At 69.5% G+C, this 23974-nt stretch carries 26 protein-coding genes; 6 read left to right on the forward strand and 20 right to left on the reverse strand.

Going from position 1 to position 23974, the window contains the following annotated elements; translation table 11 throughout:
• Positions 1-153 precede the first annotated feature (153 nt).
• The 4 genes from AB0C30_RS25160 to AB0C30_RS25175 all read left to right on the forward strand — a co-directional run bounded on the left by AB0C30_RS25160 (position 154) and on the right by AB0C30_RS25175 (position 2537).
• Positions 154-276 carry a hypothetical protein gene (locus tag AB0C30_RS25160; protein WP_357948378.1) on the forward strand — a complete coding sequence of 41 codons (123 nt, stop codon included), beginning with the start codon at positions 154-156 and terminating at the stop codon, positions 274-276.
• A gap of 310 nt (positions 277-586) precedes the next feature.
• Positions 587-913, forward strand: a complete 327-nt coding sequence (locus AB0C30_RS25165) for a helix-turn-helix transcriptional regulator (RefSeq protein ID WP_357948381.1) — start codon at positions 587-589, stop codon at positions 911-913.
• A 2-nt stretch (positions 914-915) separates the two neighbouring features.
• Complete coding sequence (locus AB0C30_RS25170; protein ID WP_357948383.1) at positions 916-1401, forward strand: hypothetical protein; 486 nt, start codon at positions 916-918, stop codon at positions 1399-1401.
• A gap of 266 nt (positions 1402-1667) precedes the next feature.
• Positions 1668-2537, forward strand: a complete 870-nt coding sequence (locus tag AB0C30_RS25175; RefSeq protein ID WP_357948385.1) for a hypothetical protein — start codon at positions 1668-1670, stop codon at positions 2535-2537.
• Positions 2538-2687: 150 nt separating this feature from the next.
• Here the strand turns inward: AB0C30_RS25175 and AB0C30_RS25180 are convergent, their stop codons facing one another.
• From AB0C30_RS25180 to AB0C30_RS25210, 7 genes are all read right to left on the reverse strand, one after another.
• Positions 2688-3923, reverse strand: coding sequence for a sigma-70 family RNA polymerase sigma factor (locus AB0C30_RS25180; RefSeq protein ID WP_357948387.1), 1236 nt, complete (start codon positions 3921-3923; stop codon positions 2688-2690).
• Positions 3920-4243 carry a YciI family protein gene (locus AB0C30_RS25185; RefSeq protein WP_357948390.1) on the reverse strand — a complete coding sequence of 108 codons (324 nt, stop codon included), beginning with the start codon at positions 4241-4243 and terminating at the stop codon, positions 3920-3922. The genes AB0C30_RS25180 and AB0C30_RS25185 overlap by 4 nt, the downstream gene beginning before the upstream one ends.
• Before the next feature lie 212 nt (positions 4244-4455).
• On the reverse strand, positions 4456-4941 hold the full coding sequence (locus tag AB0C30_RS25190) for an RICIN domain-containing protein (RefSeq protein ID WP_357948393.1): 486 nt from the start codon (positions 4939-4941) through the stop codon (positions 4456-4458).
• Between the two features lie 181 nt (positions 4942-5122).
• Complete coding sequence (locus AB0C30_RS25195; protein WP_357948396.1) at positions 5123-6277, reverse strand: alpha/beta hydrolase; 1155 nt, start codon at positions 6275-6277, stop codon at positions 5123-5125.
• Positions 6278-6288: 11 nt separating this feature from the next.
• The gene (locus AB0C30_RS25200) at positions 6289-7704 is read right to left on the reverse strand and encodes a S41 family peptidase (protein WP_357948399.1); all 1416 of its coding nucleotides are present in this window, start codon (positions 7702-7704) and stop codon (positions 6289-6291) included.
• On the reverse strand, positions 7701-8144 hold the full coding sequence (locus AB0C30_RS25205) for a hypothetical protein (RefSeq protein ID WP_357948403.1): 444 nt from the start codon (positions 8142-8144) through the stop codon (positions 7701-7703). Before AB0C30_RS25205 ends, AB0C30_RS25200 begins: the two co-directional genes overlap by 4 nt.
• A gap of 95 nt (positions 8145-8239) precedes the next feature.
• Entirely contained in the window at positions 8240-8839 is a 600-nt protein-coding gene (locus AB0C30_RS25210) for a short chain dehydrogenase (RefSeq protein WP_357948405.1), read from the reverse strand.
• A 132-nt stretch (positions 8840-8971) separates the two neighbouring features.
• On the opposite strand from AB0C30_RS25210, the gene AB0C30_RS25215 reads away from it, so the two are divergent.
• Positions 8972-9820, forward strand: coding sequence for a helix-turn-helix transcriptional regulator (locus AB0C30_RS25215; RefSeq protein WP_357948408.1), 849 nt, complete (start codon positions 8972-8974; stop codon positions 9818-9820).
• 14 nt (positions 9821-9834) lie between these two features.
• Here the strand turns inward: AB0C30_RS25215 and AB0C30_RS25220 are convergent, their stop codons facing one another.
• Both AB0C30_RS25220 and AB0C30_RS25225 read right to left on the reverse strand, forming a co-directional pair.
• Positions 9835-10836 (reverse strand): CU044_5270 family protein, encoded by a 1002-nt coding sequence (locus AB0C30_RS25220; RefSeq protein ID WP_357948410.1) that lies wholly within the window; start codon positions 10834-10836, stop codon positions 9835-9837.
• Positions 10833-11399 (reverse strand): RNA polymerase sigma factor, encoded by a 567-nt coding sequence (locus AB0C30_RS25225; RefSeq protein ID WP_357949474.1) that lies wholly within the window; start codon positions 11397-11399, stop codon positions 10833-10835. The genes AB0C30_RS25220 and AB0C30_RS25225 overlap by 4 nt, the downstream gene beginning before the upstream one ends.
• A gap of 130 nt (positions 11400-11529) precedes the next feature.
• On the opposite strand from AB0C30_RS25225, the gene AB0C30_RS25230 reads away from it, so the two are divergent.
• A complete protein-coding gene (locus AB0C30_RS25230) occupies positions 11530-11892 on the forward strand; it encodes a helix-turn-helix domain-containing protein (protein ID WP_357948413.1) in 363 nt (120 codons plus the stop codon).
• Positions 11893-11896: 4 nt separating this feature from the next.
• Here AB0C30_RS25230 and AB0C30_RS25235 read toward each other — a convergent pair whose 3' ends face one another.
• The 11 genes from AB0C30_RS25235 to AB0C30_RS25285 all read right to left on the reverse strand — a co-directional run bounded on the left by AB0C30_RS25235 (position 11897) and on the right by AB0C30_RS25285 (position 23856).
• A complete protein-coding gene (locus tag AB0C30_RS25235) occupies positions 11897-13363 on the reverse strand; it encodes a hypothetical protein (RefSeq protein WP_357948415.1) in 1467 nt (488 codons plus the stop codon).
• Positions 13364-13382: 19 nt separating this feature from the next.
• The gene (locus AB0C30_RS25240; RefSeq protein WP_357948418.1) at positions 13383-14060 is read right to left on the reverse strand and encodes a polysaccharide deacetylase family protein; all 678 of its coding nucleotides are present in this window, start codon (positions 14058-14060) and stop codon (positions 13383-13385) included.
• A gap of 10 nt (positions 14061-14070) precedes the next feature.
• Positions 14071-14733, reverse strand: a complete 663-nt coding sequence (locus AB0C30_RS25245; protein WP_357948420.1) for a class I SAM-dependent methyltransferase — start codon at positions 14731-14733, stop codon at positions 14071-14073.
• Positions 14734-14742: 9 nt separating this feature from the next.
• A complete protein-coding gene (locus AB0C30_RS25250; RefSeq protein ID WP_357948423.1) occupies positions 14743-15438 on the reverse strand; it encodes a class I SAM-dependent methyltransferase in 696 nt (231 codons plus the stop codon).
• Positions 15439-15443: 5 nt separating this feature from the next.
• Positions 15444-16661 carry a glycosyltransferase gene (locus AB0C30_RS25255; RefSeq protein WP_357948426.1) on the reverse strand — a complete coding sequence of 406 codons (1218 nt, stop codon included), beginning with the start codon at positions 16659-16661 and terminating at the stop codon, positions 15444-15446.
• Between the two features lie 74 nt (positions 16662-16735).
• Positions 16736-19108: a hypothetical protein gene (locus tag AB0C30_RS25260; protein ID WP_357948429.1), complete on the reverse strand. Its 2373-nt coding sequence runs from the start codon at positions 19106-19108 to the stop codon at positions 16736-16738.
• A 90-nt stretch (positions 19109-19198) separates the two neighbouring features.
• Positions 19199-20377, reverse strand: coding sequence for an acyl-CoA reductase (locus tag AB0C30_RS25265; protein WP_357948432.1), 1179 nt, complete (start codon positions 20375-20377; stop codon positions 19199-19201).
• A 41-nt stretch (positions 20378-20418) separates the two neighbouring features.
• Positions 20419-21450: an acyl-protein synthetase gene (locus AB0C30_RS25270; RefSeq protein WP_357948435.1), complete on the reverse strand. Its 1032-nt coding sequence runs from the start codon at positions 21448-21450 to the stop codon at positions 20419-20421.
• On the reverse strand, positions 21447-22847 hold the full coding sequence (locus AB0C30_RS25275) for an AMP-binding protein (protein WP_357948437.1): 1401 nt from the start codon (positions 22845-22847) through the stop codon (positions 21447-21449). The genes AB0C30_RS25270 and AB0C30_RS25275 overlap by 4 nt, the downstream gene beginning before the upstream one ends.
• A 30-nt stretch (positions 22848-22877) precedes the next feature.
• Positions 22878-23630, reverse strand: a complete 753-nt coding sequence (locus AB0C30_RS25280) for an SDR family oxidoreductase (protein WP_357948440.1) — start codon at positions 23628-23630, stop codon at positions 22878-22880.
• A complete protein-coding gene (locus AB0C30_RS25285; protein WP_357948443.1) occupies positions 23611-23856 on the reverse strand; it encodes an acyl carrier protein in 246 nt (81 codons plus the stop codon). The genes AB0C30_RS25280 and AB0C30_RS25285 overlap by 20 nt, the downstream gene beginning before the upstream one ends.
• Positions 23857-23974 lie beyond the last annotated feature (118 nt).

Genomic DNA, 23974 nt, shown 5'->3' on the forward strand with positions numbered 1-23974 from the left:
GCTGTCCCGTTGATACGGACACCAACAGGGGCGGGGACCGAGCGCCAGTCAGGCACCCGGCTGTGACAGAAAATTACCCCACGATTACCATCCGTCGCAGCCAAGCGAGTCGAAGAAATCCAACAACAGTTCTACCGGTAACCACCGACTCGCATGGCGAACGCCAGCAACAGTTCGTACCCTCAGGAGCCGACGCGGGCGATGATCTCCAGCACGAACGGCGCGGCGACGACGATCAGCAGCGCGATCACGTGGATGTGGAACAGCCAGAGCTGAGGGCCGCCGGTGGCCGGCGCGAGTACGGGCAGCCCGGTGGCGACGGTGAGCGTGCTGCCCAGCAGCCCGGCCGCGAGCCCGGTCCGCAGCCCAGGCCCTGAGGGCGCGGTCGTCGCACCGAAGCCAACCAGGACAGCCGCGCGGACACGCCTCCATCCTCACCGACAACCGGCCGCGAAACCACCGGCCCGCCGGGCAGGACCGTCCTGAGCCAACGGCGGCCCGCCCGCCCACCCTGCGCCATCGCACGGTCGGTTCTGCGCTCGTCCGCCTCTTTGCCTAATAGTACGTTTAGCGATATATATCGGATATGCCGCTACGTGAACAGAGCTATCTCGTGCTGCTGGCCCTTTCCGAGGGCCCATTGCACGGTTACGGCGTGATCAAAGCCGTGCGCGAGCTGTCGGAGGACCGCATACGCCTCGGCGCGGGCACCCTCTATGGCGCGCTTGACCGCCTGACCGAAGCGGGGCTCGCCCGTGTGGCCGGCGAAGAGGTCGTGGACGGCCGACACCGCCGCTACTACGAGCTGACCGGTCAGGGCGCCGGGCTCCTGACCGAGGAGACCGCCCGCCTGGCCCGCCTGGCCGCCACCGCGCAGCGCCGCCTCGGCGCACGACTCCAACCCGGGACGTGATCATGGATACCTACGAGCGCCGCTGCCGGCTCCTGGTGCGGGCCTACCCGCCCCGATATCGGCAGACGCGGGGTGAGGAGTTGATCGGCACACTGCTGGACCTGGCCGAGCCGCAGCAGACCAGGCCGACCCTGCGCGACTCACTCGACGTCATCCGTGGCGGTATCGCACTGCGCCTGCGCGAACGCCCGCCGCTGTGGCACTGGGCGCTGTATCGCCTGTTCCACAAGCGCCTTCCCGACACCTACCGCTGGTGGGCACACGACGACCTGCTCGATTCGGGCTACCTGGCGCGGCAGTGCGCGACGTGGCTACTCGCGACATCACCCCTGTGGGCCTTCATCGGTCTCATGCCCATCGAATTGGTCCACCAGGTGATCTTCTTCACGCTGTCTCGCATGCTCGGCTTCCTCCCTCAGCGATCCCTGCGCCTGTACCAGCTGAGGAGGCACGGATTCAACCTGGAAGTGCAAGGCAACTCGCGATAGGCAACGTTCCAGATCCCGTGCGAGACAGACTCAAGCCCACAAGCTGGCACCCCAATCGCGCACAAGCCGCGCAAACCTGACAGCTTGGGTTGGGCACGACGGTGACCGGCCGAAACATGAAGGCTCCTCTGGTTGTGGCCGTTCGGCACCCGCCTTCTTGACAAATAGTTGTCACGATCACGGTGACAGATGGTCAAGATTCGCTCATTCTCTGTTATGGTCACTTCTTGCCCCGATTTTGGGACAACCTTTACCTAAGGAGGACCATGAGGAACACTCCGAGAATCGTCGCTGTCACCACGGCTCTCGCGGCGGTCACGGCTCCCTTGCTGGCGCTCTCGTCTCCGGCGATGGCCGAGCAGCCCGCCAAGACCGTCCAGGCTGCCCAGAGCCTGCCGCTGAACTGGCTCTCCCTCCAGGGACTCACCGAGAACGCTCACTTGCAGCGCATCAAGCAGTTGCTGGGGACGGGTTACGTTCCCTCGGCGTTGAGCGTGACCAACGCGGCCAACCCGGAGTACACCTCCGTATGGGTCAAGGACGCCACCCGCAAGGTGAACGTCCTGCAGGACCTGTCGGTCACCGACCTGCCGAAGCGCATCACCGAACAGCAGCAGCTGGGCTTCCAGCCCACCATGATCACTGGTACGGGTTCGGGCGCGGGCGCCATCTTCGCGGCGGTCTTCGAGAAGACCACGCGCAAGCTCCAGTCCAAGACCAACCTGACCAAGGAAGCCTTGGTGACCGTCAACACCCAGCTCGGCGCCGCCGGTTACCAGATTTCCTCGCTGGACGTGTACGGCACGGCCGAGAAGCCGCTCTACACGGCCGTTTGGGCTGCCGGGGCCGTCACGGGAACCCTCCAGGTGACCGCCGGCCAGACCGTGGAGCAGCGCGGCAAGGAGCTCCTGGCGCGGGCGAAGCAGGGTCTGAGCCCTGTCGCCATGGCGGTCGAGCCCGGCAAGCTCTACACCACTGTGTGGGGCAAGGCCAACCCGACCGGACTGAAGGAATATCTGCAGCTGTCCAGCGTGACCTACAAGCTCAAGTCCCTTGAGCTGAAGGGACTGGGCTACCACCCCATCATCACGAACGTCGAGGACAACGTCTACGCGACGATCTGGAGCAAGAACTAGGCGTTCGGTGGCCTGCCGCTGTCGGTGGTGGTGTCGGGTTCGCCCCCAGGCGGTCGCCATACAGGATCGGCAGCGCGAAGTATCTCCCGACGAATGGCCCGACGCGATGCGCGGGCCATTCGTCGTGCAGCGGGCCACCCGCTTGACGCGCTACCGCAGTTGGTCGCGGCGTCGGGTGAGGTAGGCGGTCTCGCCGGTGTTGCCGGCCAGCTCGATGGCCCGGTCATAGGCCGCGCGTGACTGCTGACTTCGGCCCAGCCGGCGCAGCAGGTCGGCGCGGGTGGCGTGGTAGGCGTGATAGCCGGCCAATGCCTCCGCGAGGCGGTCGACGATGGCCAGCGCCACCTCCGGCCCGTCGAGCTCGGCCACGGCGATGGCCCGGTTGAGGGCGATGATCGGCGAGGAGTCGAGGCGGACGAGCTGGTCGTAGAGGGCGAGGATCTGCGACCAGTCGGTGTCGCGGATGTCGCGGGCGGAGGTGTGCACCGCGTTGATCGCCGCGAGAATCTGATAGCGGCCCGGAGCCACCCCGGCGGCGGCCGCGGCCAGGCGCTCGCGTACCAGCCGATGACCTTCGGCGATCAGTTCCGCGTCCCAGGCGCCGCGGTCCTGCTCGGCCAGGGGGACCAGTTCGCCGCCGACCGAGACCCGGGCGGGGCGGCGGGCCTCGATGAGCAGCATCAGCGCCAGCAGGCCGGCCACTTCTCCGTCCTGCGGCAGGAGCACGCGGATCAGGCGGGTGAGCCGGATCGCCTCGGTGGTCAGGTCGTGTCGTACGGGATCGGTGTCGGGGCCGCTGGCCAGGTAGCCCTCGTTGAAGACGAGGAACAGGACGGCCAGGACGCCGGAGACACGAGCCGGCAGATCGTCGGCGGACGGCATCCGATAGGGGATGCGAGCCGCCGTGATCTTGGCCTTCGCGCGGGTGATCCGCTGCTCCAAGGTGGTCCTCTGCACCAGGAAGGCACGGGCGATCTCGGGCACGGTAAGACCGCCGACCATGCGTAGCGTCAACGCCACGCGCGCTTCCACCGCCAGCGCCGGGTGACAGCAGGTGAAGATCAGCCGGAGTCGGTCGTCGTCGATGGCGCCCAGCGGCGCGGGCGGGTCGGCGTCGTACACCATCTGGGCCTCCTTGTGCTTGTCGTCGCGTTTGTTCTCGCGTCGGATCCGGTCGATGGCCTTGCGGTTGGCGGTGGTGGTCAGCCAGGCGCCGGGGTTGGGGGGCAGGCCGTCGGCCCGCCACCGCTCGACGGCGGTCGTGAACGCCTCGGCCGCCGCCTCCTCGGCGATGTCGAGGTCGCCGAAGCGCCTGGTCAGCGCGGCCACCACCCGCGCCCACTCGTCGTGGTGGGCCCGGGTGATCGCCTCCTCGATGTCGCTCACTGGAACGGCCGCACCTCGATCTTCCGATCGCAGATCTTCGACGCCTCGGCGGCGAGCTTGAGCGCCACATCCAGATCGGGGGCCTCCCACACCCAGACGCCGGCGAGGTACTCCTTCGACTCCACGAAAGGCCCGTCGCTGAACACCGCCTGCTCGCCCCGGTTGTCGATGACCGTGGCCGCATCTGTGTCCGCGAGTCCGCCCGCGAAAACCCAGTAGCCCTCGGCGATCAGTCGTTCGTTGAACGCGCTGATGGCAGGCTGCCTGTCCGTGCTGCCGGGATTGCTTTTGTCATCGATCACGGAAACCAGGTAACGCATCTGAAGATCATCTCCTGTGGTGGCAAGACAGCGTCGTTCGGTGGTAGGGACTTCAGGCCGTCGCATTCATGGTCGCGGTTCCTCTGCCTTGGCGCTGCCCCATGCGGGCGGCCTCACCCCTGCTACGAACACCACCAGGCCGATCCGACACCTCCTCCCGGACTTCTTCGCAGAATTTTCCGGATAGTCGGCCGCCGACGTCGGCCACGGTGCTAGCGCATCAGCCAGGCCTGGTCGGCGGAGTCCCGGCACGTCCACTGGATGATCCATTTGCCCGGCTTGCGTTCGGCCTTGCCGACCGCCAGGCACATGTCGGTGGCTCGGTTACGCAGTCGCTGGTGCTCGTCGTAGATCCACTCTTGCTCGGTTCCGCCGTCGGTGCACGGCCACTGGATCGCGTATTTGCCCTTGACCTGGACGCCGCGTGCGATCGCCAGGCACATGCCGGTCTTGGCGTTGATGACCTTGCCCTTGCGGTAGATCCACTGCTGGTCCTTGTTGGTGGAGCAGGTCCACTGGATGACCTTCTTGCCGGCCCGTACTTCGCTCTTGCCTACGGCCAGGCAGAGTTCGGTGGCCGCGTTCATCAGGCGCGACCTGCTCGCACTGCTCGCCGCCGAAGCGGGGGCGGCGGCCAGGGACAGCGCCATGGCGGCTGTCGTGGCGATGGCGAAAAGCTTCTTGGGGGTGGCGTCCATGTCGACGACCTTCCTGAGAGGTGTTGATCGCTATGACGCGCACAATTCCCGTTTTGTTGGGATATCCGGCTCATAATGACTTCGCGGGTGGGCGGGCGGTTCACGCCCCGGCGGCTCGGCGTGCTCTCCCGGGGATGGGCTCTGTAGCCCTCTCAGCGCTGCCAGGCGCAAGCCCACTACCTCAGGATCGAGCGCAGGTCGCGGGGCAGAACGTGGCCTCGGGGTAGCGCGACGACGGCTTGTCCAGAAGGGGCTGTCGCCGCCCCTTCAGGTGCAGGTCGAGAAAGGCCGCCACGTACGTACGGGTGAGCTCGGCGGCACGGGTCGCGGGCAGGATGCCGGGCAGAGGCTTGATGCCGAGGGCGTCCGACAGCAGCGGGGTGTCGGTGAAGGACTGGTGTTCGGTGCCCGTCAGCACGATCCAGCGCTTCCATCCGGTGAGCAGCTTCCAGTCGCGGTCCCACGTGGGAGCGTGGCCTCCGGAGACGTGCTGCGCCGAACCCAGGAACATGAACGGCCGGGAGAACCCGCTCTTGGGGATCCGCGCGTACGCGGTGCCGTCCATGTCGACCCCGGCCCGCACCCGGGAGTCTTCGAGCATGGTCGCCATGGCGCTGGACCCGCCGATCGACTGACCGACCATCGCGATGCGAGAGCGGTCGATCCGGTCGGAACCGTCCCACTTCGCGGGCAGTTGGTCGAGCACGAACGAGACGTCGGCGGCCCGGCCCTGGACCAGTCCGGCGCCGAAGCCGGGGTCGGAGTTGCTGTCGCAGGCGAGGCATTCGGCGACCCGCCCGTCGGGGAAGGTGGTGGCGTAGCTTTCGTAGGTGTGGTCGATCCCGGCCACGACGTACCCGCGGCTGGCCAGGTCCTCGGCCAGGGAGGTGAGGGTGCTCATCGGCTTGGTGAAGCCGGGTGAGAGCACCACCAGCGGCAGCCTCTTTCCTGCGGGTTCGGCGTCCTCGATGGCGTTCGTCCGGGTCTTGCTCAGCGTGTCGTACGGCGCGCTCGCGATCTTGGAGCCTTTCAGGAGGAGTTCCGATTCCCTGGGTGTCATGTACGGCGCGCGCTGCCCGTCGTGCCGCGCGGTCGGATACCACAGGGTGACCTTGAGCTCTCTGGCTTTGGCGTCGAGGTTCCAGGGGTCGGGGCGGGAGCTGTCCTTTAGGTAAAGGGCGCTGGTGCCGACTGGGTGGGAGCCGGTGGGGGCGGGCAGGGTGGCCGGGCCGGTCGGCGTGGCCGACGAGGCGGCGGCTCGGGGCGGCGTGGGGGCGGAGCAGGCGGACGCGGCGAGGACGGCCAATCCCGCGGCGACGGCCAGGATCTGTCTCATGGAGGGTCCCTTCACTGGTGCAGCAGGGCCAGGGCCTTGGCCAGGGCGGGGTCACGCTCGGCGGCCGCGTCCTCGGGGCTCAGGGGCACGTAGTGGTCGGGCGGCACTCCGATCCGGTCGATGACCTCGCGGCTCGGCCCCAGGTGGTGTGTGGCGGGAAAGCTCAGCAGGGTGTTGTTGCGAAGGCGGTACGCCTGCGCCGGGCCGGAGATCACACCGGCGGTCCGCGTCCCGACCAACCGGCCGAGACGTAGGTCCTTGACCGCGGAGCTGAAGTGCTCGCAGGCCGAGGCGCAGCCGCGGTCGATGAGCACCATCAGCGGCAGGTTGACCAGCTCCACGGTGTCGTCGGTTCGCGAGGCCGCGCACGTGCCGTCCACGGTGCAGTGGTAGGCGGTGACCTTGCCGTGGATGAACGCGCTCAGCAGCCGGGTCGTCTCCACTGGGTTGCCGTCGCTGTTGCCGCGCAGGTCCAGCACGACGCCGGACAGCGTCCGGCCTCTTCGCAGACTGGAGATCGCCCGCAGGACCCGATCCGCGGAGTCGGGTACGAATTCGGTCACGCGTACGTAGGCGATGTCGTCGGTCAGCAGCTTCGACCGCACCACTCGCAGGGCGGTCAGGTCCCGCTGGTAGAGGCCGGGCTGGAGCGTCACGCTCCAGCGGCGGCCGGTGCTCTGCCGCAGGAGGCGCAGCCGGACGGGGCGCGCCTCCGGATACCGGGGGTAGAGGGCGGCTATCGCGGGTGTGGCCTCGCCGTCGATGAAGGGCGCCGATTCGTTGATCGATTGGATGATGTCGCCCGGGCGCAGCCCGGCGGCCCGCGCCGCGCCACCGAGCGCGGCGGTGATGAACAGCGGCGGTACGGCGGCGCCGAGGTTGCCGTCGGCCTGCGAAGCGTCGATGTTCGCCGCGAGACCCAGGCCGTAGCCGTCGCCGTCGTAGTAGTCCGGCGACTGCTTGACGTCGTGCGTCCAGCCGGCCCGGTCGTCGCCGAGAGCGGCCACGATGGCTTCGAGGGTGACGACGGCCAGCCGATCTCGCAGGTCGGGCACCTGATCGATGATCTTCTGGTAGGCGAGCTTGGAGGCGGCCCAGTCGGCCTTCCTGTCGCCGGTCAGCGCCGGCATGGCAGCCTCGGGCAGGTCGCGCCCATCGCGGTTGAGCTCGTGGGTCAAGGCGGTGAATCCGGCGGTCAGCAGCGAGCGGGCGTCCAGTGTGGCGCCGCTGTAGTAGTTGCCGAGGATGCAAAAGTACGCCTGCTCGATGACGTCGATCGTGGTGGGCGTCTCCGCCTCGGGCGCTCCCTGGGGCGGCGCGCAGACCGTACCCGCCGTCGTGCCCGCCTTGCCGCGCGGCGGCGCCGGCGCCGTACAGGCCGCCGCCAGGAGGAGGGCGAGCCCGGCGGCCGCGATCCTGACGGTCATGACATGCCTCTTCGTACCTGCCGGAAGCCGAGCCAGGTGAGGCCGAGGGTGAGCAGGGCGTAGATCCCGGTCTCGATCCACTGGAAGGGCCAGAAGCGCTCCAAGGGCTGGTAGGTCGCCTGTTGCCGGTAGCCGAGCCGGTTGAGCTCCGCTACGCATGTGTCCCTGCCCTGTGCTCCTGCTGGTGCGCAAGGGCCCGACGTCGTGGAGACCGGGATGGACCGCGCGATCGTCGAGGACGGCCCGGAGGCTCCATCGGCGCCGACGACGGTACGTCCGGAGGGATCGAGGAGATCGCTGGACAGGACCCAGGCGCCCGCGTGGCCGGGCACGGCCGACGTACTCAGGAAGATCTGCACGCCGCCGCCTTCCTGCCCTTGCGGAACGAGGCCGTTCACGTTCGTCCGGCCGAGCTCGAACGTCGACGTGACCGGGGGCATCAGGTGGGGCCGGACCAGCCAATGCCGGAGCTTGACGGTCGGAATGGCTGAGTGCCGTGATGGTCGGCAACGCGCTAAAGAATCCAGTGGAGTGCTCAGGACGCGTTCACCGAAAGGGTGCGGCCGTGGGCGGGGCCTTCCACCGCGTCCACGTAGACGTGCGCGACGTCCGCCGCCGGCGTACCAGCGACGGGATCCATGCCCAGCTCGAGGAGGGTCTCGCGCACCCAGCCGGGACTGACGGTGTTCAGGCGGACGCCCCGCGGCATCTCGATCGCGGCAGCATGTACGAACGCCTCCAAGCCCGAGTTCACCAGATACCCGAGCGAACTCCCCGGAACAGGCTCCGCGAACCGCCCGCTGGTGAGCGTGACCGATCCGCCATCCCACACGTGAGTGAGCGCTCGCCGGACCAGGTTCACCTGCCCGACCAGCTTCCCTTCGAGCCCGTCGCCCCAGAAGTCCGCGTCCGAGCGCGTGTCCAGCGGTGACAGGCCGCCGCTCGCCGCGCAGCACGCCACCGCGTCCACCTGGCCGACCTGCGCGAAGAGGGCGTCGATCGACGCGGCGTCGGTCATGTCCACCCGTACAGGGCCTCGGCGCGACGCGCGTACCACCTCGTGGTGGCGCGCCTCCAACGCCTCGGCGACCGCACTTCCGATGGTCCCTGTCGCACCGATCACAATGATCTTCACTATTTCTCCCGTTCCGTCTGAAGCGAACCGGGAACCAGACTGCGGCCGACGGTGAGCCTCATCCAGCCCTCCGCCGGGGGTACACCTGGCAGGTGCAGGCTCCACGGCCGCTGGTCCGTGACACTGGGAGATATGGACGTACATGGTGAACTGGGCGAATTCTTGCGGTCGAGGCGGGCGCGGCTGCAGCCCGAGGACGCCGGGCTTCCCACGTTCGGGGGACGCCGCCGGGTGCCTGGCCTGCGGCGTGAGGAGCTGGCTCAACTCGCCGGGGTGAGTGCCGGCTACTACACCCGTCTCGAACAGGGCCAGAGCCCCAACGCCTCCGACGCCGTGCTCGACGCCGTCGCCCGGGTCCTGCGCCTGGACGAGGCCGAACGCGCCCACCTCTACTCACTGGCCCGGCCGAAGGCGAGGACCCGGCGCCGGGCGGTCAAGTCTGAGCGGGTACGACCGGGCGTACAAGTCATGATCGACTCGTTCAGGGACGTACCCGCGCTGGTCATGGGGCGCTTCCTCGACGTGCTCGCGTGGAATCCGATGGCGCACGCGCTGCTGGCCGGGCACCTCGACTTCGACGCGCCGAGCCGGCCCGCCGAACGCCCCAACATCGCCCGCATGCTGTTCCTCGACCCCCACATGCGCGAGCTGTACGGCGACTGGACGCGCAAGGCGCGCTCCACCGTCGCCGACCTTCGGCTGATCGCGGGCCGCTATCCCGGTGCCCCGGGCCTGACCGGTCTCGTAGGCGAGCTGACGGTCGGGAGCCCGGAGTTCGCGAAACTGTGGGCCGCGCATTCCGTCGGCGACTGCGGCACCGACACGCGGACCTACCACCACCCCATGGTGGGCACTATGGCGCTCATGGCCGAGTTCATGGCCCTGCCGAACGACGAAGGGCAGCGTGTGGCCGTGTTCAACGCCGAACCGGGCTCGGCGTCCGAGGCCGCCCTGCGGCTGCTCCGGGCCGCGGACTGGTAAAGCTCGTCGAACGGTTACGGCTTCTGTCCGGCCCGGTCGACGACGCCCACGACGGTGCGCGTGAACGCCAGCCAGACGGTTCCCTTCTCGACGCTCCACAGCAAACGCGAGGGAACCGGAACGGACTTGCCGTCCTTGACGGTGAACACCTTCTCTCCCAGTCGCGGGTTTCGCTCCTCGTGATCCGCCACTGCGGTCTCGCGCCTGCCTCGGAAGGCGTACGTCGACGGGTCCAGCAGGACCTCGCGTTTGAGCCACTTGTCGGAGACGCGAGAGACCGACAGCGCCGGACGGCCTTCGTCATCCACCGCCGACTCGTTCACCGTCACGCCGGAGAGCTTGGCCATCGCCTTGAAGATGGCGGCCTCCTGGGCCGGCGGGGGGACGTTCTGCTCCAGGGTCACGGAGAACCGCAGGAAGATCCAGTCGTCCTGATCTCCGCCCCGCACAGCGTGTATCTTGCGGAACTTGGCCAGCAGTTTGTCGGGGTCGGTGGGCAGCGCGGCCACCATCGAGTAGGTGTTCTCCGGCGTCCGCTCTCCGGGGTTGGTGGTCATCAGCTTGCCACCCGTCATGTAGCCGACCCGCTTGCCGTCGGCGCGCGTCCAGAACTCCTTGATCGTGCTCGTCAACGGCGTCCGCGGCGTGAGCCGCTTGTCCATGAGGCCCTTGCCGTGGCTCCGCACCCGCATCTCGGTGTAGATCCACTGACCGTCGCGGGGCGGCGTGAAGTCCTTCTTCTGTACCGTCGCCGCGATCCTGGTGAGCACCACCTGCGCGTTGGCGGCGGGGAGCGTCGGCTGTCCTTCTCCTCCTCCCACGGACTGGAACACGGTCGCCCCCGTCGCGATCACCACCGCCGAGGCGGCCACCGCCAGCGCCCGCATCGCCCACCTGCGCTTGGGGCGGGGCCTGGCGGCTCGCGCCAAGAGGGCGGCCCTGGCCGCTGACTGCGCGGCGGGCGAGGGGGGATTCGGGCGGTCCCAGGCCTCGCGCAGCGTCTCCAAATCGTTCATGACGCGTCCTCTCCCAGTACGGCCTGGATCTTCCTGCGGGCCCTGTGCAGCCGTGAGCGCGCCGTTCCTGCTGGAATGCCGAGCGCGCTGCCCGCCTCCTCGGAGGTGAGCTCGGCCCAGGCGATCAGGAGCAGCACATCCCTGTCGCCGTCGGCGATCTCGGCCAGGGCCTGGGCGAGCCGGGATTTGCGCGCGCCCGCGTCCACCACCCCGGCTACTCGGTCGGCGTGGTCCTCCATGGGTTTTTCCGTGCCTGCTTTGGCCAGCGCCCGGTACTGGCGTACTTCGGCGCGGCGGTGCCGGGCGATGAGGTTGGAGGTTATGCCGTACAGCCAGGGCCGCGCGTCGGGACGTGCGAGGTCGTAGCCGGTGCGCTTGTCGAAGGCGATGAGAAACGTCTCCGCGGCGATGTCGTCGGCTAAGGCGCTGTCCAGTCTGCGTGCGGCGTAGTCGTGGATCTCGGGGTAATAGCGGTCGAAGATGGCGGAGAAGCGTTCGGGCTCCCCCCACGACTGTTCGATGATCACGGCGTCGCCGATCTGCGCGGGCAGCGCCCGTGACATCGCGATCACCTCTCGGTCCTTGGGTTCACACCTCTCCTTCACCGATCGAGCGGGAAGTGTTCACGACTGGCGTGAAGCGGCTTTGACGAAGGGTTGTAACAGTGGGTCATGGTGTGTGACCATCAGCGACATGCTTCACAAGAACACCGCTGTAACGCCGCGCGAGGTCCTCGACCGGATCGCCGGGAAGTACGCGATCCAGATCCTCGTGGCGGCGTCGGACGGGCCGGTCAGGTTCACCGACTTGGAACGACGCATCGAGGGCATCAGCCGCCGGATGCTCACCCTGACCCTGCGCGCTCTCGAACGTGACGGCCTGCTCGAACGTACGGTCTACGCCACCGTCCCGCCCATGGTCGAGTACGCGGCCACGCCCATGGCGTTGGAGCTCCACGAGGCGATGCTGACCTTCACCGACTGGTCGATCAGGCACAGCGCGAGCGTGGCGGAGTCCCGCGAGCGCTACGACGCTCGCCACGCGGCCGCCGGCTGACGAGCTAAGCCGGCGTCTCCGCCTGCTCGGCCGAGGTCGAGGTCGAGGTCGACGCCGGTTCCCGAGGGGGCAGGCGCCGGACGAGCCGGCCGATGGAGGCGATGAGCAGCGGGACCAGCAGGACGCCGATGAGGATCGGTGAGGCCATGTACCGGAAGTCCTGGGCGGAGATGTTGGCCAGGATGGCGAGCTGCTGCCCAATCACCGGCGCCGCCACGGCGATCACGTAGCGGTTGCGTTGTGCCAGCGCGCCCAGGGCCACAGCCAGATAGGACAGGTAGCACCAGAACGCACCCCGCCACAGCAGCCAGTCATACTGCGGCTGCTCGGCGGTGGCCAGCCACGAGCTCGCCCGCTGGTAAAGCTCCTGCGACATCGGCCTGAGCGAGTAGACCCAGCGGCCCTGGAAGTCGGGCACCTTGTTGGGTCCCACGTAGGTGTCGGCGTTGGGGCGGAGCGAGAACCGGTAGGTCCGCCCGCCTTGGACCGTGTCGTCCCCGAACAGCTTCCAGGCGATCGCGCCCCGGCACAGCCTGGCGTCGACCACCATCGCGGGCTGAGCGAGGAGCAGGCGTTTCCAGAGGTCCAGCAGCTCACCGGCGTGCGCGTCGGCCTGCGGCCAGCTGAAGTCGCGCCGCCAGATCAGCGGGTTGATCGTGTAGCAATTGCCGCCCTCGGTCCACCTGGTCAGGGGCGCGACGGCCGTCATGAGGGTCTTGTCCTGCTCGGTGAACAGCTCCGGATGGTCCCGGTACGCGACGGCGATGTCGCCGAAGGCCGTGTGGTAGACGTACGTCTTCGACGGGGCAGCGATGCCGAGCTGGGGGAAGAGCAGGTTGTTGAGCAGCAGCGGGATGGCCGCCGCCACCGTGCCGACCAGAGCCAGCCGTACACGCATGGCCGAGACGACCACCAGCAGCACGACGATGGCGACGCCCACGATGAGGAAGCCGTTCGCCCGGAACAGCCCCAGGACGGTCATCAGCAGGCCCAGCCCGAGCAGCCTGCGGTAGGTGACGGTACGGTCGGCGGCCATCGCGGCGCAGGCGGCCGTGATCGCGACCGCGCAGATCGTGAACGGCACGTCCTTCCAGAGCGTGACCGTGAACGCGCCGGCCGTGGGCACCAGCGGCAGGAGCACCGCCACCACCGTCGTCGACCTGCGCGGCGCGCCGAGGTTCTTGAGCGCTTCCGTCAGGTAGGTGAGCGCCGCCGCCATGGCCGTGGTCTGCAGGAACGTGACCGCGCCAAGGTCGCCGGTGGTCCTGAAGCTGAGCCACAGCAGCGAGTCGTAGAGGACCGAGTGATCGCTCACCCAGGGACCGACGAGGGTATGGCTTAGGTAGAGGACCGAATCGCGGCTGAACAGCCCGGGATAGAACGCCGCCCACCAGCAGGCGAGAACGGCCTGAATAGCGACGAACGTTCCGAGTGGCACCCATCGCCGGCGCTTGGCGATTTCGATCTGCATGGCTCCCGATCCAGGCGGTTCAGGGGTAACTCACCCCGGCTTCCATCCCCTTGCCGCGCTCCAGCGTCGGCACGGTGACGAGGTGGTAGCCGCGCTTCTTGAGCTCCTTGATGATCGCCGGCATGGCTTGTACGGTCTGCGGCACCACGTCATGCATGAGTATCACGCCGTCGCGCTTGGCCAACCTGAACACGGCCGCCTTGATTTTCGCTACGTTACGCAGCTTCCAGTCGAGCGTCGTGCCGGTCCACAGCACCTGCGAGAGGTTCTGCGACCCCGCCAGGCCCAGCACCCGGTCGTCGGTGGCCCCGTACGGCGGGCGGAACATCTTCGGCAGCGTCCCCGTCTGCTCCTTGATGAGTTCCTGGGTGTTCTGGATCTCGGCCAGGATCTCGTTGTCGAGCAGCGTGGGCAGCGACGGATGCGAATAGGTGTGGTTGCCGATGGCGTGGCCTTCGGCGGCTTCCCGTCTGACGATGCTCGGATATTTCTCCACCTGCGCGCCGACCAGGAAGAAGGTGGCTTTGACACGTTCCTTTTTGAGCAGGTCGAGCAGCTTCGGCGTATGGACGCTCGGGCCGTCGTCGAAGGTCAGGGCCAGACATTTGACCCGGCTGCAATCGATCTCCGCGTGAGCGCTCGTCGCGGGGAGTGACGTCAGTGCTAATGACGCCGCAAGTATGCCGTGAATCACCACATGCGCTAGCTTATGGCCAAAGTCGCCGCCGGAAGACTCTTAGATCGTTCCCATATATGACGCGGTGCGCGGTGCGGGACACCTCCAGAGCGAGCCGGTTCTCCGCCGCCCAGTCCTCGATCGTGCTGATCGGCACCGGGTGGATCCACTCGCGGGCGACGATCAGATCGTGGATCCGGCAGGCGGCGTTGCGCCACAAGGGCCGCGCGCTCATGTCCGTGTAGACGAGCAGGCCACCGGGCCGTACCGCGGCGCAGGCCCGGTCGAACACCGCCCGCTGCGCCGGAATCGGCACATGGTGGATGACGTCCTGCATGTGGACCACGTCATAGGAGCGGGCCGGCCACGGCGAGCGGGCGTCGCGGTGCTCGAAGCGCAGTGTCGAGCCGCTGTCGCGCAGGCGGACGGCCATCCGCCCGGCCAGCCCGATCGCGACCGGGCACGGGTCGAAGCCGTGCCCCTGGACGCGTTTCCCGCGCGCCGCCATGAGGCCGAGCATCAGCCCGGAGCCGCACCCGATGTCGAGCACGCTCGCGCCGTCCGGCACGTACCCGATCGTCTCCTCGAAAGGGCAGACCAGCACCCGCAGCCGCTGCTTGAGCCGCAGGGCCCGGGGCGCGTCCGCGTACAGCCGCCCCGCGTCCTCGAGCAGCAGGCTCCGATCGAGCGACACGCCGGTCTCCTAACTCTCGAGGCGGGCACGCAGGAACAGCGTCACGCCCCTGAGCGAACCGACCGGCAGGCACCTCTCCAGCCTGACGACCGCGGACAGGCCGGCGTTGACCAGTGGGGGCACCGGCCGCAGGGCGTTGCCTGTGGACGAGTGCCGATGCCGGGCGATCAGCGGGCGCAGCAGTACGTTCCAGCTCCACAGCCGCTCGACGCGCAGGCCCGCCTTCTCGACCACGCCGGTCAGCGAATCGCGGCAGTAGCGGCGTACATGGCCGACGGCATAGTCGTGGGCCGACCACAGCGACATGTCGCAGGGGACCGCGATCAGCGCCCGCCCGCCCGGCCGCAGCACCCTGGCGATCTGCTCGGTGGCCAGGTAGTCCTCCTCGATGTGCTCCAGCACGTCCAAGGCGGTCACGAGGTCCACGCTCCCGGACTCGACCGGCAGGTCACGCGCGTCCGCCTGTACGGCCCGCAGCCCGCGACCCCTGGCCACCTCCACCGCGAGTTCGGAGCAGTCGGTGGCGGTCGCTTCCCAGCCCTCCTCGACGAGGACCAGGGTGTTGCCGCCACCGGCCGCGCCGACGTCGAGCGCCCGGCCCGGTCGCAGGCGGCGTACCTCGGCACGGAGGATGGCCCGGCGCTCCCGGTACCACCAGTGGTTGTCTTCGAGCGCGGTCATGCGGCGGATCTCTTGTGCTCGCATCTCGTTCATCTCTTCGGGAGGACCCACCGGTCGAGTGCGGCGAAGCGCAGCAGGGTGAGCAGGCAGTACGTGCCGACGGCGGTGGTCGCCTCGAACACGCGGCCGCCCGGTGGCGGCAGGCCGAGCACCGCCATGGTGGTGATGGCGTAGTCGGCCAGGAAGGCCGGCACGGTTCGGACGCGTGGCGCCGTACGGTGACCGCCGAGCACGTTGACCGTCCAGCGGCGGGCCTCGGCGCCGGCGAAGCCGGTGAGCAGCAGCGCGGCGAGGTTGGCCGCCGCGGCGGGCCAATGCTCACGCAACGGGAGATAGAGCAGCGCGTAGAGGACTGTCGAGAACCCGCCGATCAGGGCGAACGACCCCAACCTGGCCAGCGTCACCGGTCGCGGCCGGGCGACGACCGCGTCCGGGTGCGTGGGCGTGGGCTCCGTCTCGTTCGTCAACTTCAGCGCCGCCTTGCCGGTGGACATCGACCGCGCCACCCTGGCCAGCCCTCTGAGGTCCTCGACCGCCGTCCTGATGATGCGGACGCGCGAGTCCAGGTCCTCGACCCAGTCCACCGGCACCTCGTGGACGCGCAGGCCGTTGTGCTCGGCCAGCAGGAGCAGCTCGGTGTCGAAGAACCAGCCGTCGTCCTCGACGCGGTCCAGGAGCGGCCTGATCACGTCCGTTCTGGCGGCCTTGAAGCCGCACTGGGCGTCGCTGAAGCCGACGCCGAAACCGTACCGGAGCAGGGCGTTGTACCCGCGCGAGACCAGCTCCCGCCGCAGCGACCTGCGCGTACGGGCGCCGCGCGCGAGCCGGGTGCCGATCGCGGCCTCGGAATGGCCGCTGGCGAGCGCGGCCACCATCGGGAACAGCGCGCCGAGCCCGGTCGACAGGTCGACGTCCATGTACGCGACGATGTCGGCCGGGCTGTCGCGCCAGGCGGCCTTCAACGCCGCACCACGGCCCCTGGTCTCCAGCCTGCGGGCATGCACCTGCGGGAACTCGCGCGTCAACCCCCGGGCGACCCGCCAGGTGCCGTCGATGCTCCCGTTGTCGACGATCGTGATGCGCCACGGCAGCGGGAAGGAATCGCCGAGGAACGCGTTGAGCGTCCTGATGCAACCGGGCAGTGCCTTTTGCTCGTTGAGCACCGGAATGACGATGTCCACGGTCGCCAAGGTGACCGGTTCGCCGAGAACGGCCGGACTCCTGTCCATGGCGGAACGCGTGTTCATAGGGGAATGCTGCTGCTGCCGTCCATTGATGCGCGGGCTGTTTCTCCGCACCATTCTTGGAGCTGGACAGACTTTTACCCGGCGCGGAGTTCGTAGACCGAGCACTGGCCGCTGCGGAAACGCAGCGTCGCGAAGCTGTCAAGGGCCACGCCATTCTCCGTGAACGCCCATTTGACGCCATATTCGCGGACGAGCCGCGCGACATTCTCCGCCGACGGCTGCCGGAACACCGCGTCATTCGCCGCCAGCCGCGCCTGGTCCGCGAACGGCAGGGCCAGGTAGGAGGTGCCGAACGGCTCACTCCGCGACATCGTGCTCTGAGCGTACGCCCACCCCTCCACCAGCACCCGGCGCTCGCTGTAAGCGGACACCCAGAAATGGCGGCTGTCGCACACCTTCCAGCCCACGGGCCGGCAGTGCGCGTTGGTCGCCACCACATCGTCGGGCGAGGAGTGGTCCCGCAGCCACCGCCCGGCCTCCAGTGCACCCTGCGGCACCATACGCACAGGCGGCGCCGCCACCGCCCGGTGACTCGACGGCCCGACCCCTTGGGTCAAGGTGGCCGGCACCGCGTAACCGGTGAGCAGCGCGACCACCGCGACCGCCACGGACCCGCGCCGTCCGCGTTGCGGCACGAACGCCATGGACCCGCGCCGCAGCGCGAGGACCGCGACGACGACCACCACGAGCACGAGGTACGGCGGCGCGAGGGGGAACAGTCCGTGGACCGGCACGTCCGGTCCGAGCAGCGCCCGGGCCGCCACCGCGAGCCCGGCCCCCAGCGCGACCCACCACTTGGCGGCGCCGACTCCGCGCTCCCGGCCGAGAGCCGCCATCCCGGCCACGGACGCGATCGAGAGATAGGGCCGAGCGCCCTCCAGGAAGTAGTACTGGCTGGCCGAGGGATGCCCCAGCAGCACGACGGCGCCGATGCCCCCCGCCCCGATCCCGAGCAACAGCAGCATGCCCGGATCCCGCCGGACCGCCCGCCTGGCCAGCACGCCCAGCACTCCCGCCCACACGCACGCCAGGCAGATCAGATGAATCCCCGTCAGCCCGGCGATCGGCCACACGGAGGCCCTGGCGACCTGCTTGGGTCCGAGGTCCATCACCAGTCCCCATACCTGCCGCATGCTCGCGAAGGGCGCGAGCACCAGCCCCTGCCGCTGACCCCCGAAGACCACGAACTGCGCGAACGCCAGACCGGCGAGCATGATCCCGATGCCCACGAGCGCGGGCCGCGACCACCGTCTGACGACCAGGACGAGCACCAGCCCACCCAGCAACAGCGGGAGGAACGTCGCCTTCGCCCCGGTCAGCGCCGCCGACAGCACCCCGACCAGCACCCACCCGCCCCACCCGGTCCGCTCCCGGCGCAGGTACCCGACGAGCACCAGCACCACAGGGACGCAGAGCAACGCCCCGAACGTCTGCGTCGGACTCGTCCACACCGTGAACATCGACCGCGACGTGAACAGATTGCTCGCTCCCCGGTACAGCTCCGGGCTGAAGGCGAAGTACGTCACGAAGACCGCCGCCACGCCCGCCCACCACCGCCCGGTCACCCGCTTGGCGAGCACCGCCACCAGCACGACCATGGCCACCATCATCGGCAGCATCGACAGCCGGTAGAGGAGGGTCTGCGGTTCGATCCCGGTGACCCAGCTGGTGGCGGCCATCTCGACATAGACGTACCAGTGGTAGGACAGCGGCTCACCCAGGACCGTCGGGACCGTCGGGGGCATGTGGTGTTTGAGCTCGCCGAGCAGGGCGAGGTGGTAGGGCATGTCGACGTAGGGAGTCGCGTTGCCGGGCCAGGTCAGGCCATGGCCCCCGTAGAACGACAGGGTGCTCCAGACAACGAGATAGCAGACGACCGCGGCCAGGACCCACGCGCACCACAGGGGAATCCACTCGCGATCCGCCGCCCCCGCTCCGGCCTCTGGTCTCGTCCCTGCTCCGGCCTCCGGTCTCGCCTCTGGTCTCGTCCCTGCTCCGGTCGCTGGTCCTGTCCCCGTCTCTGTTCCCGTTCCCGTCCTTGGTTCCGGTTCCGGCCCCGACCGCCAGTGCCGTCGTAGCCGGGGTACGGCGACAAAAGCGGCGATCACCGTAACGGGCCAGACGAGCACCAGCAGCGGCAGCCCGACCGCCCGCGCCGGGATGTAGGCCAGCACCTCGACCGCGTAGCCCAGCGCCAGGCCCGCCGCCAACTCCTCGGCGAGCGACCCGCGACCCCGTGCCAATGCCCGCCACAACAGCGTCCCGGGAACCAGCACGCCGACACCGATATAGCCCCCGAAAGCCACAATGTCGCGGACGGAAACCCCGCGCCAGACGAGCGCCGCCACGGCCACCAGGCCGACCAGCCCCACTGGCACCCAGCCGGTCCACCCCCGCCGCCCGGCCACCGGCGAGGCCGCCGTGCTCTTTGCCGCCGTGAGCGTCATGCGATCGCCGCGCTCTGGTCCGCCGTGATCGCCACGCTGGTTGCGGCCGTGTTCGTCATGCGGTCATCACGCTCTTGTCCGCCCCGATCGTCATGTGATGACAGTCACCAGACGGGTGAACTCGGCGGTCAGGTCCACTCCATCCCAAACCCGGTGAAAGCTCAGCGCACTCCCCACCGGCACCATCCGATCGACCCCCCGCCCGCCCAGCGCCCCCGCCAGCAACTCCAGCTCGGCCGGGACGAACCCGAAGTGCGTCATGGTCTGATCCCGGCGCTCCACCAGCCGAGCCAGCTCGCCAAGCCCATCGAGCCGGGCGTGCGCGAACGTCCCGGCGCCCAGCCACCGTCGTGGCGCCGCCTCGGGAGCGGCCAGGGTGACGCTGGCCAGCGCGTTGCCATGGAAGTCGATGGCATGGGCGTCGCCGTCGGCGGCCAGCCCGTACGTGGCGACCCGCTTCTCGACCGCCATCGCGGCGTCCACGGACCACCCCCGCTTGGCCACGGCCCGCGCGAGCCAGGCGGTGAACTCCTCGCGCGCCGCGTCGCAGTCGGCGGCCGAGCCGACCCAGTAGACGGTGCGCGGGGACGAGCAGGCCGCCTGGTCGAACCAGTAGGCGTCGTTGGCGAACCCCTCGGCGACCGCCCCCCGCGTGGCGGCCGACGCCGTCAGCCAGGCCGCCGCCCGGAGCACCGCGAACGACGTCCGATCGGGAAAGGTCAGGTCACGCGCGTGCGGGGCGAGTGGATGGCGGCGGATCTCGCCGACCGCGACGTCGCCGCCCCAGATGACCCGCAGGTCGCACGCCGCTGACAGGGCCGCGGTGATGGCGTCGGATCGGTCGTACGTGACGATGCGCTGCGTGGCGGCCACCACCGGATCGGCGTCGGCCAGCGACTCCCGCAGCGTCCGTGTGATCGTCTCGGCCACGGCGCCCGCGCGCGGCGACAGGCGTACCACGTTGCGGTTGCCCATCAGCGCCGACAGCGCCCAGGAGTAGACGAAGACGGTGTCGACGTTCGCGGGCGGGACGTGGAACACCAGGCCGCGCGGCGCCCGCAGGTGATCGCCCCGGGGCCCGTCGAGAATCCGCGTCAGCTCGCTGGGCCGCAGGAAGAAGCCCAGTGAGGCCAACTCCGGATGACGTCGCGCCAGCTCCGGGCTCAGCAGGCGCCTGCCGAACGCGGTGAGGAACCCACGAATCCGCTCATCACCCACCGCGAGCGGCTCACCCCCGGACACCTGCTCGATCAGCGTTTCGACCGACATATCCCGGCAATCCGGGAACCTGACCCCGACCCCCGGTCTCATCACGCCGCCGACCGCGCCGAAGTGTCGCTGCAGCCGCGCGCCTCCGCCCTGGGCAGCCGCCCGAGCACCGAGAACCGCTTGCCCGGCCACACCCCGTCGTCCACCCCGTGCACCACGCCGAGGTCCTCCGTCAGCAGCACATGCCCCGGATAGGACGTGGGCAGTGTGCTGACCACTTCGATCAGCCCCGGCACGCCGGGCGGCGCCTCCTGCCACGTTTCCGGATCGCGGATCACGACATCGGCGAAATCGGGGCAGTAGAGCCCGTCTCCGTCCGTTCCCTCCAGGAACACGGTGCCGATCTGCTCGACCATCCCGTAGAAGTCGTGGATGCGCCGCAGCCCGCACTCCTCGCCCAGTCGCCGGCGGAACGTGGCATTGTCGACGGCCTGCTCCGCCAGCCGTTTCCAGCCCCCGGAGTGGATCAGTACGCCTTGCGAGAGGTCGAGCCCCAGCTCACGCAGGTGCGACCACGCCATGAACGTGAACCCGAAGATCAGGTAGGGCGCACCACCGTGCCGCGCGAGAAAGCCCTTGACCGCTTCGGCATCCGGCTCGCCACCCTCGTCGAGCACGAAGGTGTGGTCCCTGCCGAAGTGCATCATGCCGAGCACGCCCGCCCCGCGAGCGCTCAGCGTGGCAGGGCGTATCGCCGACCGGCTGTCGACGATCAGCATCGGCAGCCGCCGCTCACCCAGCACCGCCCGGAGTGTCGCCGCCAGCATGCGCGGCTGCGCGGCCGCCGCCTCGCGGTCGAGGTAGACGCGGCTGGGCCGCTGCCCGGTCGTACCGCTGGAGGTGAGCACCCTGAACACCGCGCTCTCCGGCACACTGCGCAACTCGTGCGTCTTGAACAGCCGCACCGGCAGCCACGGCAGATCCGCCACCCGCTCGTAGGGCCCCACCGCCCCGATCGCGTCGAGAATCCGCCGGTACGGCAGGCACGCCCGCCGATGCCGCTCGGTCAGCGCGACCAGCTCGGGCAGCAGCGCGGCCTCCTTCGCGTCCTGGGACAAGGTGAAGACGCTCATGTGCGGGCCTCCAGAGCGGGATAGTCGATCTTCCCGGTGCCGAGCAGCGGCAGCCGGTCCACGCCGCGTACGTCGAACCCGCTCCAGTGGAGCCGCAGCTCGGACCCCAGCCGCCGGGCGAGCGTGGTGCATCCGTCGGCGTCGAGTCCCTCGGCCCAGACCGTGACGCGGTCGTCGCCGCTCGTGGCCGCGACAGGGCCTCGGTCGCGGAGCAGGCGTTCGATGTCGTCGAGATTGACGCGTACGCCGAAGACCTTGGCGATGCGCTTCATCCGGCCGGTGATGTAGAGGAAGCCCTCGTCGTCGAGGTGGCCGAGGTCGCCGGTGCGCAGCACACCGCCCAGGTCGTCGCCCCTGGCCAGGTCGTCGGCCGTGTCGGCGTAGCCCATCATCACGTTGGGGCCTTGGTAGACGACCTGGTCGTCGTCGATGGTCAGGCGACCGCCGGGGACGGCCGGGCCCACGGAGCCGGGCTTGGCGGCCAGGCGGTCGTGGGGGAGTACGGAGATGCGGGCGGTCGCCTCCGTCTGGCCGTACATGACGAGGAAGCGCTGGGCCTTGGCGGCGAACTCGGTGACCAGGTCGGGCCGCAGCCGCCCGCCCGCCTGGGTCATGGTGGTGAGCGCGGGGTGCTCGACCGGGTCGAAGCGGAGCTTGCGCAGCATCTCGTACTGGTAGGGAACCGCGGCCAGTGAGGTGCAGCGGTGTTCGTCGAGCATGGTCCAGAAGGACCGTTCGAGCAGGCCCGCGTCGGTCAGCACCACGGTGGCGCCCGCGGCGAGATGGCTGTTGAGCACCGACAGGCCGTAGCTGTAGTAGAGCGGGAGACTGGTCGGCGCGATCTCGCCGGGCCCGATGGCCAGGGCCCTGGCGATGGCGTGGGCGTTGGCCGACACGGCCGACCGCGACAGCCGCACGAGCTTGGGGTTGCCGGTCGAACCCGAGGTGGCGAGCAGGACGGCCAGGTCCGGATGGGGCTCGGGGGTGCCGCCCCGGGCACGCCGCAGGCCGTCGGCGGCCCGCGTGAAGCCGAGCAGGGCGGCGGGCTTGAACCTGGCGGCCAGCTCGGCCAGCGCGCCCGGCGGCAGGTCGGGGTCCAGCAGCGCGATGGGCCTTCCCGCCTGGAACGCCGCGAGGTAGCGCAGCACGGACGGCAGGTCGTTACGCATGCCGCAGAACACCGGGCCGGGCGGCAGCGCGGCCAGCGCCTGCGTGGTGCTCGCGATCCGAGCCGCCAGGTCGTCACCGGTGAGCACCCCCGGCTCTCCCGCGACGACTATCCGTGCGTCCGGGTGCGGAAGGCCCTCCCGAGGAGTCGGCTCCTCGCCGTTGTGCGGTGAGGGACCGTCGGCGGGTTGGGGTGCGCCGGAGTGTCCGGAGTGTAGAGAAGCGTTCATGGCAGACCGCCCGTCCATCGTGTCGGAGACTTACAGCACCAGCCCGCCGTCCACCCCGATGACCTGGCCGGTGATGAAGCAGGCGTCGGCGGAGAGCAGGAAGGCGGCCGCGGCGGCCACGTCGCCGGCGGTGCCCAGGCGGCCGAGCGGGGTCGCGGCGACGGTGTCGGCGCGGGCCCGATCGTCGAGCGTGGAGAGCATGTCGGTCTGGATGTAGCCGGGTGCCACCGCGTTGACCCGGATGCCCTGGGGCCCGAGCTCCTTGGCGGCGGCCAGGGTGAGGCCGAGCATGGCGGCCTTGGTGGCGGAGTAGACGGCCTGGCCCGGCGCCCCCTTGCGGCCCATGACCGAGGAGACCAGGACCACGGCCGGGTCGGTGCCCCTGCGCAGCAGCTTGACCGCGGCCTGCAGGGTGTGGGTGGCGCCCAGCGCGTTGACGTGGAAGAGCCGGCTCACCACGTCGCTGTGCATCATGCCGAGCAGGCTCGCCGCGTGCCCGCCCGCGTTGATCACCAGGGCGTCGAGCCGCCCGTGCCGCCGGTGGATCTCCCGCATCATGGCGGACACCGCGGCGGGGTCGGCCACGTCGCCGTGGACCGTGTCGGTGCGGCCCCCGGTCTCGGCGGCCACCTCGGCCGCCGCCTTGGCGGAGCGCTCCCGGTCGCGCCCGTGGAGGACGACCTCGTGACCGGTACGGGCCAGCCGCGCGGCGACGGCCCGGCCGATGCCCAGCGTGGAGCCGGTGACGAGCGCGACCCGGAGGTCAGGTGACGGCGTCGGCACCGTGCTTCTCCAGCAGCTCGGCGGCCTTGGCGAACGAGCTCATGTCGATCATCTCGTCCGTGTCGATCATGATGCCGAACTCGTCCTCCATCGCGGCGACGAGGGCCATGTGGGCCAGTGAGTCCCACTGCGGGATCGCCCGGTATTCGAGCCCGTCGACGTCCCGGTCGGCCGGCAGGCTCAGCGAGGCGCGGAAGACGCCGCGCAGGCGGTCGAGCTGGCTCATCTCTGCTCACTTTCTGTCTTCGGACAACCACGTAGTGTAGCCGTGATCGTCCGTCAACAGAAACCAAGCACCCGTCGTGAGTAATAGAACCGTATAACGGCGAGTGCCCGCTGTGCCG

Origin of the sequence: Nonomuraea sp. NPDC048901 (assembly GCF_040649695.1) — a bacterium.
GTDB lineage: Bacteria > Actinomycetota > Actinomycetes > Streptosporangiales > Streptosporangiaceae > Nonomuraea.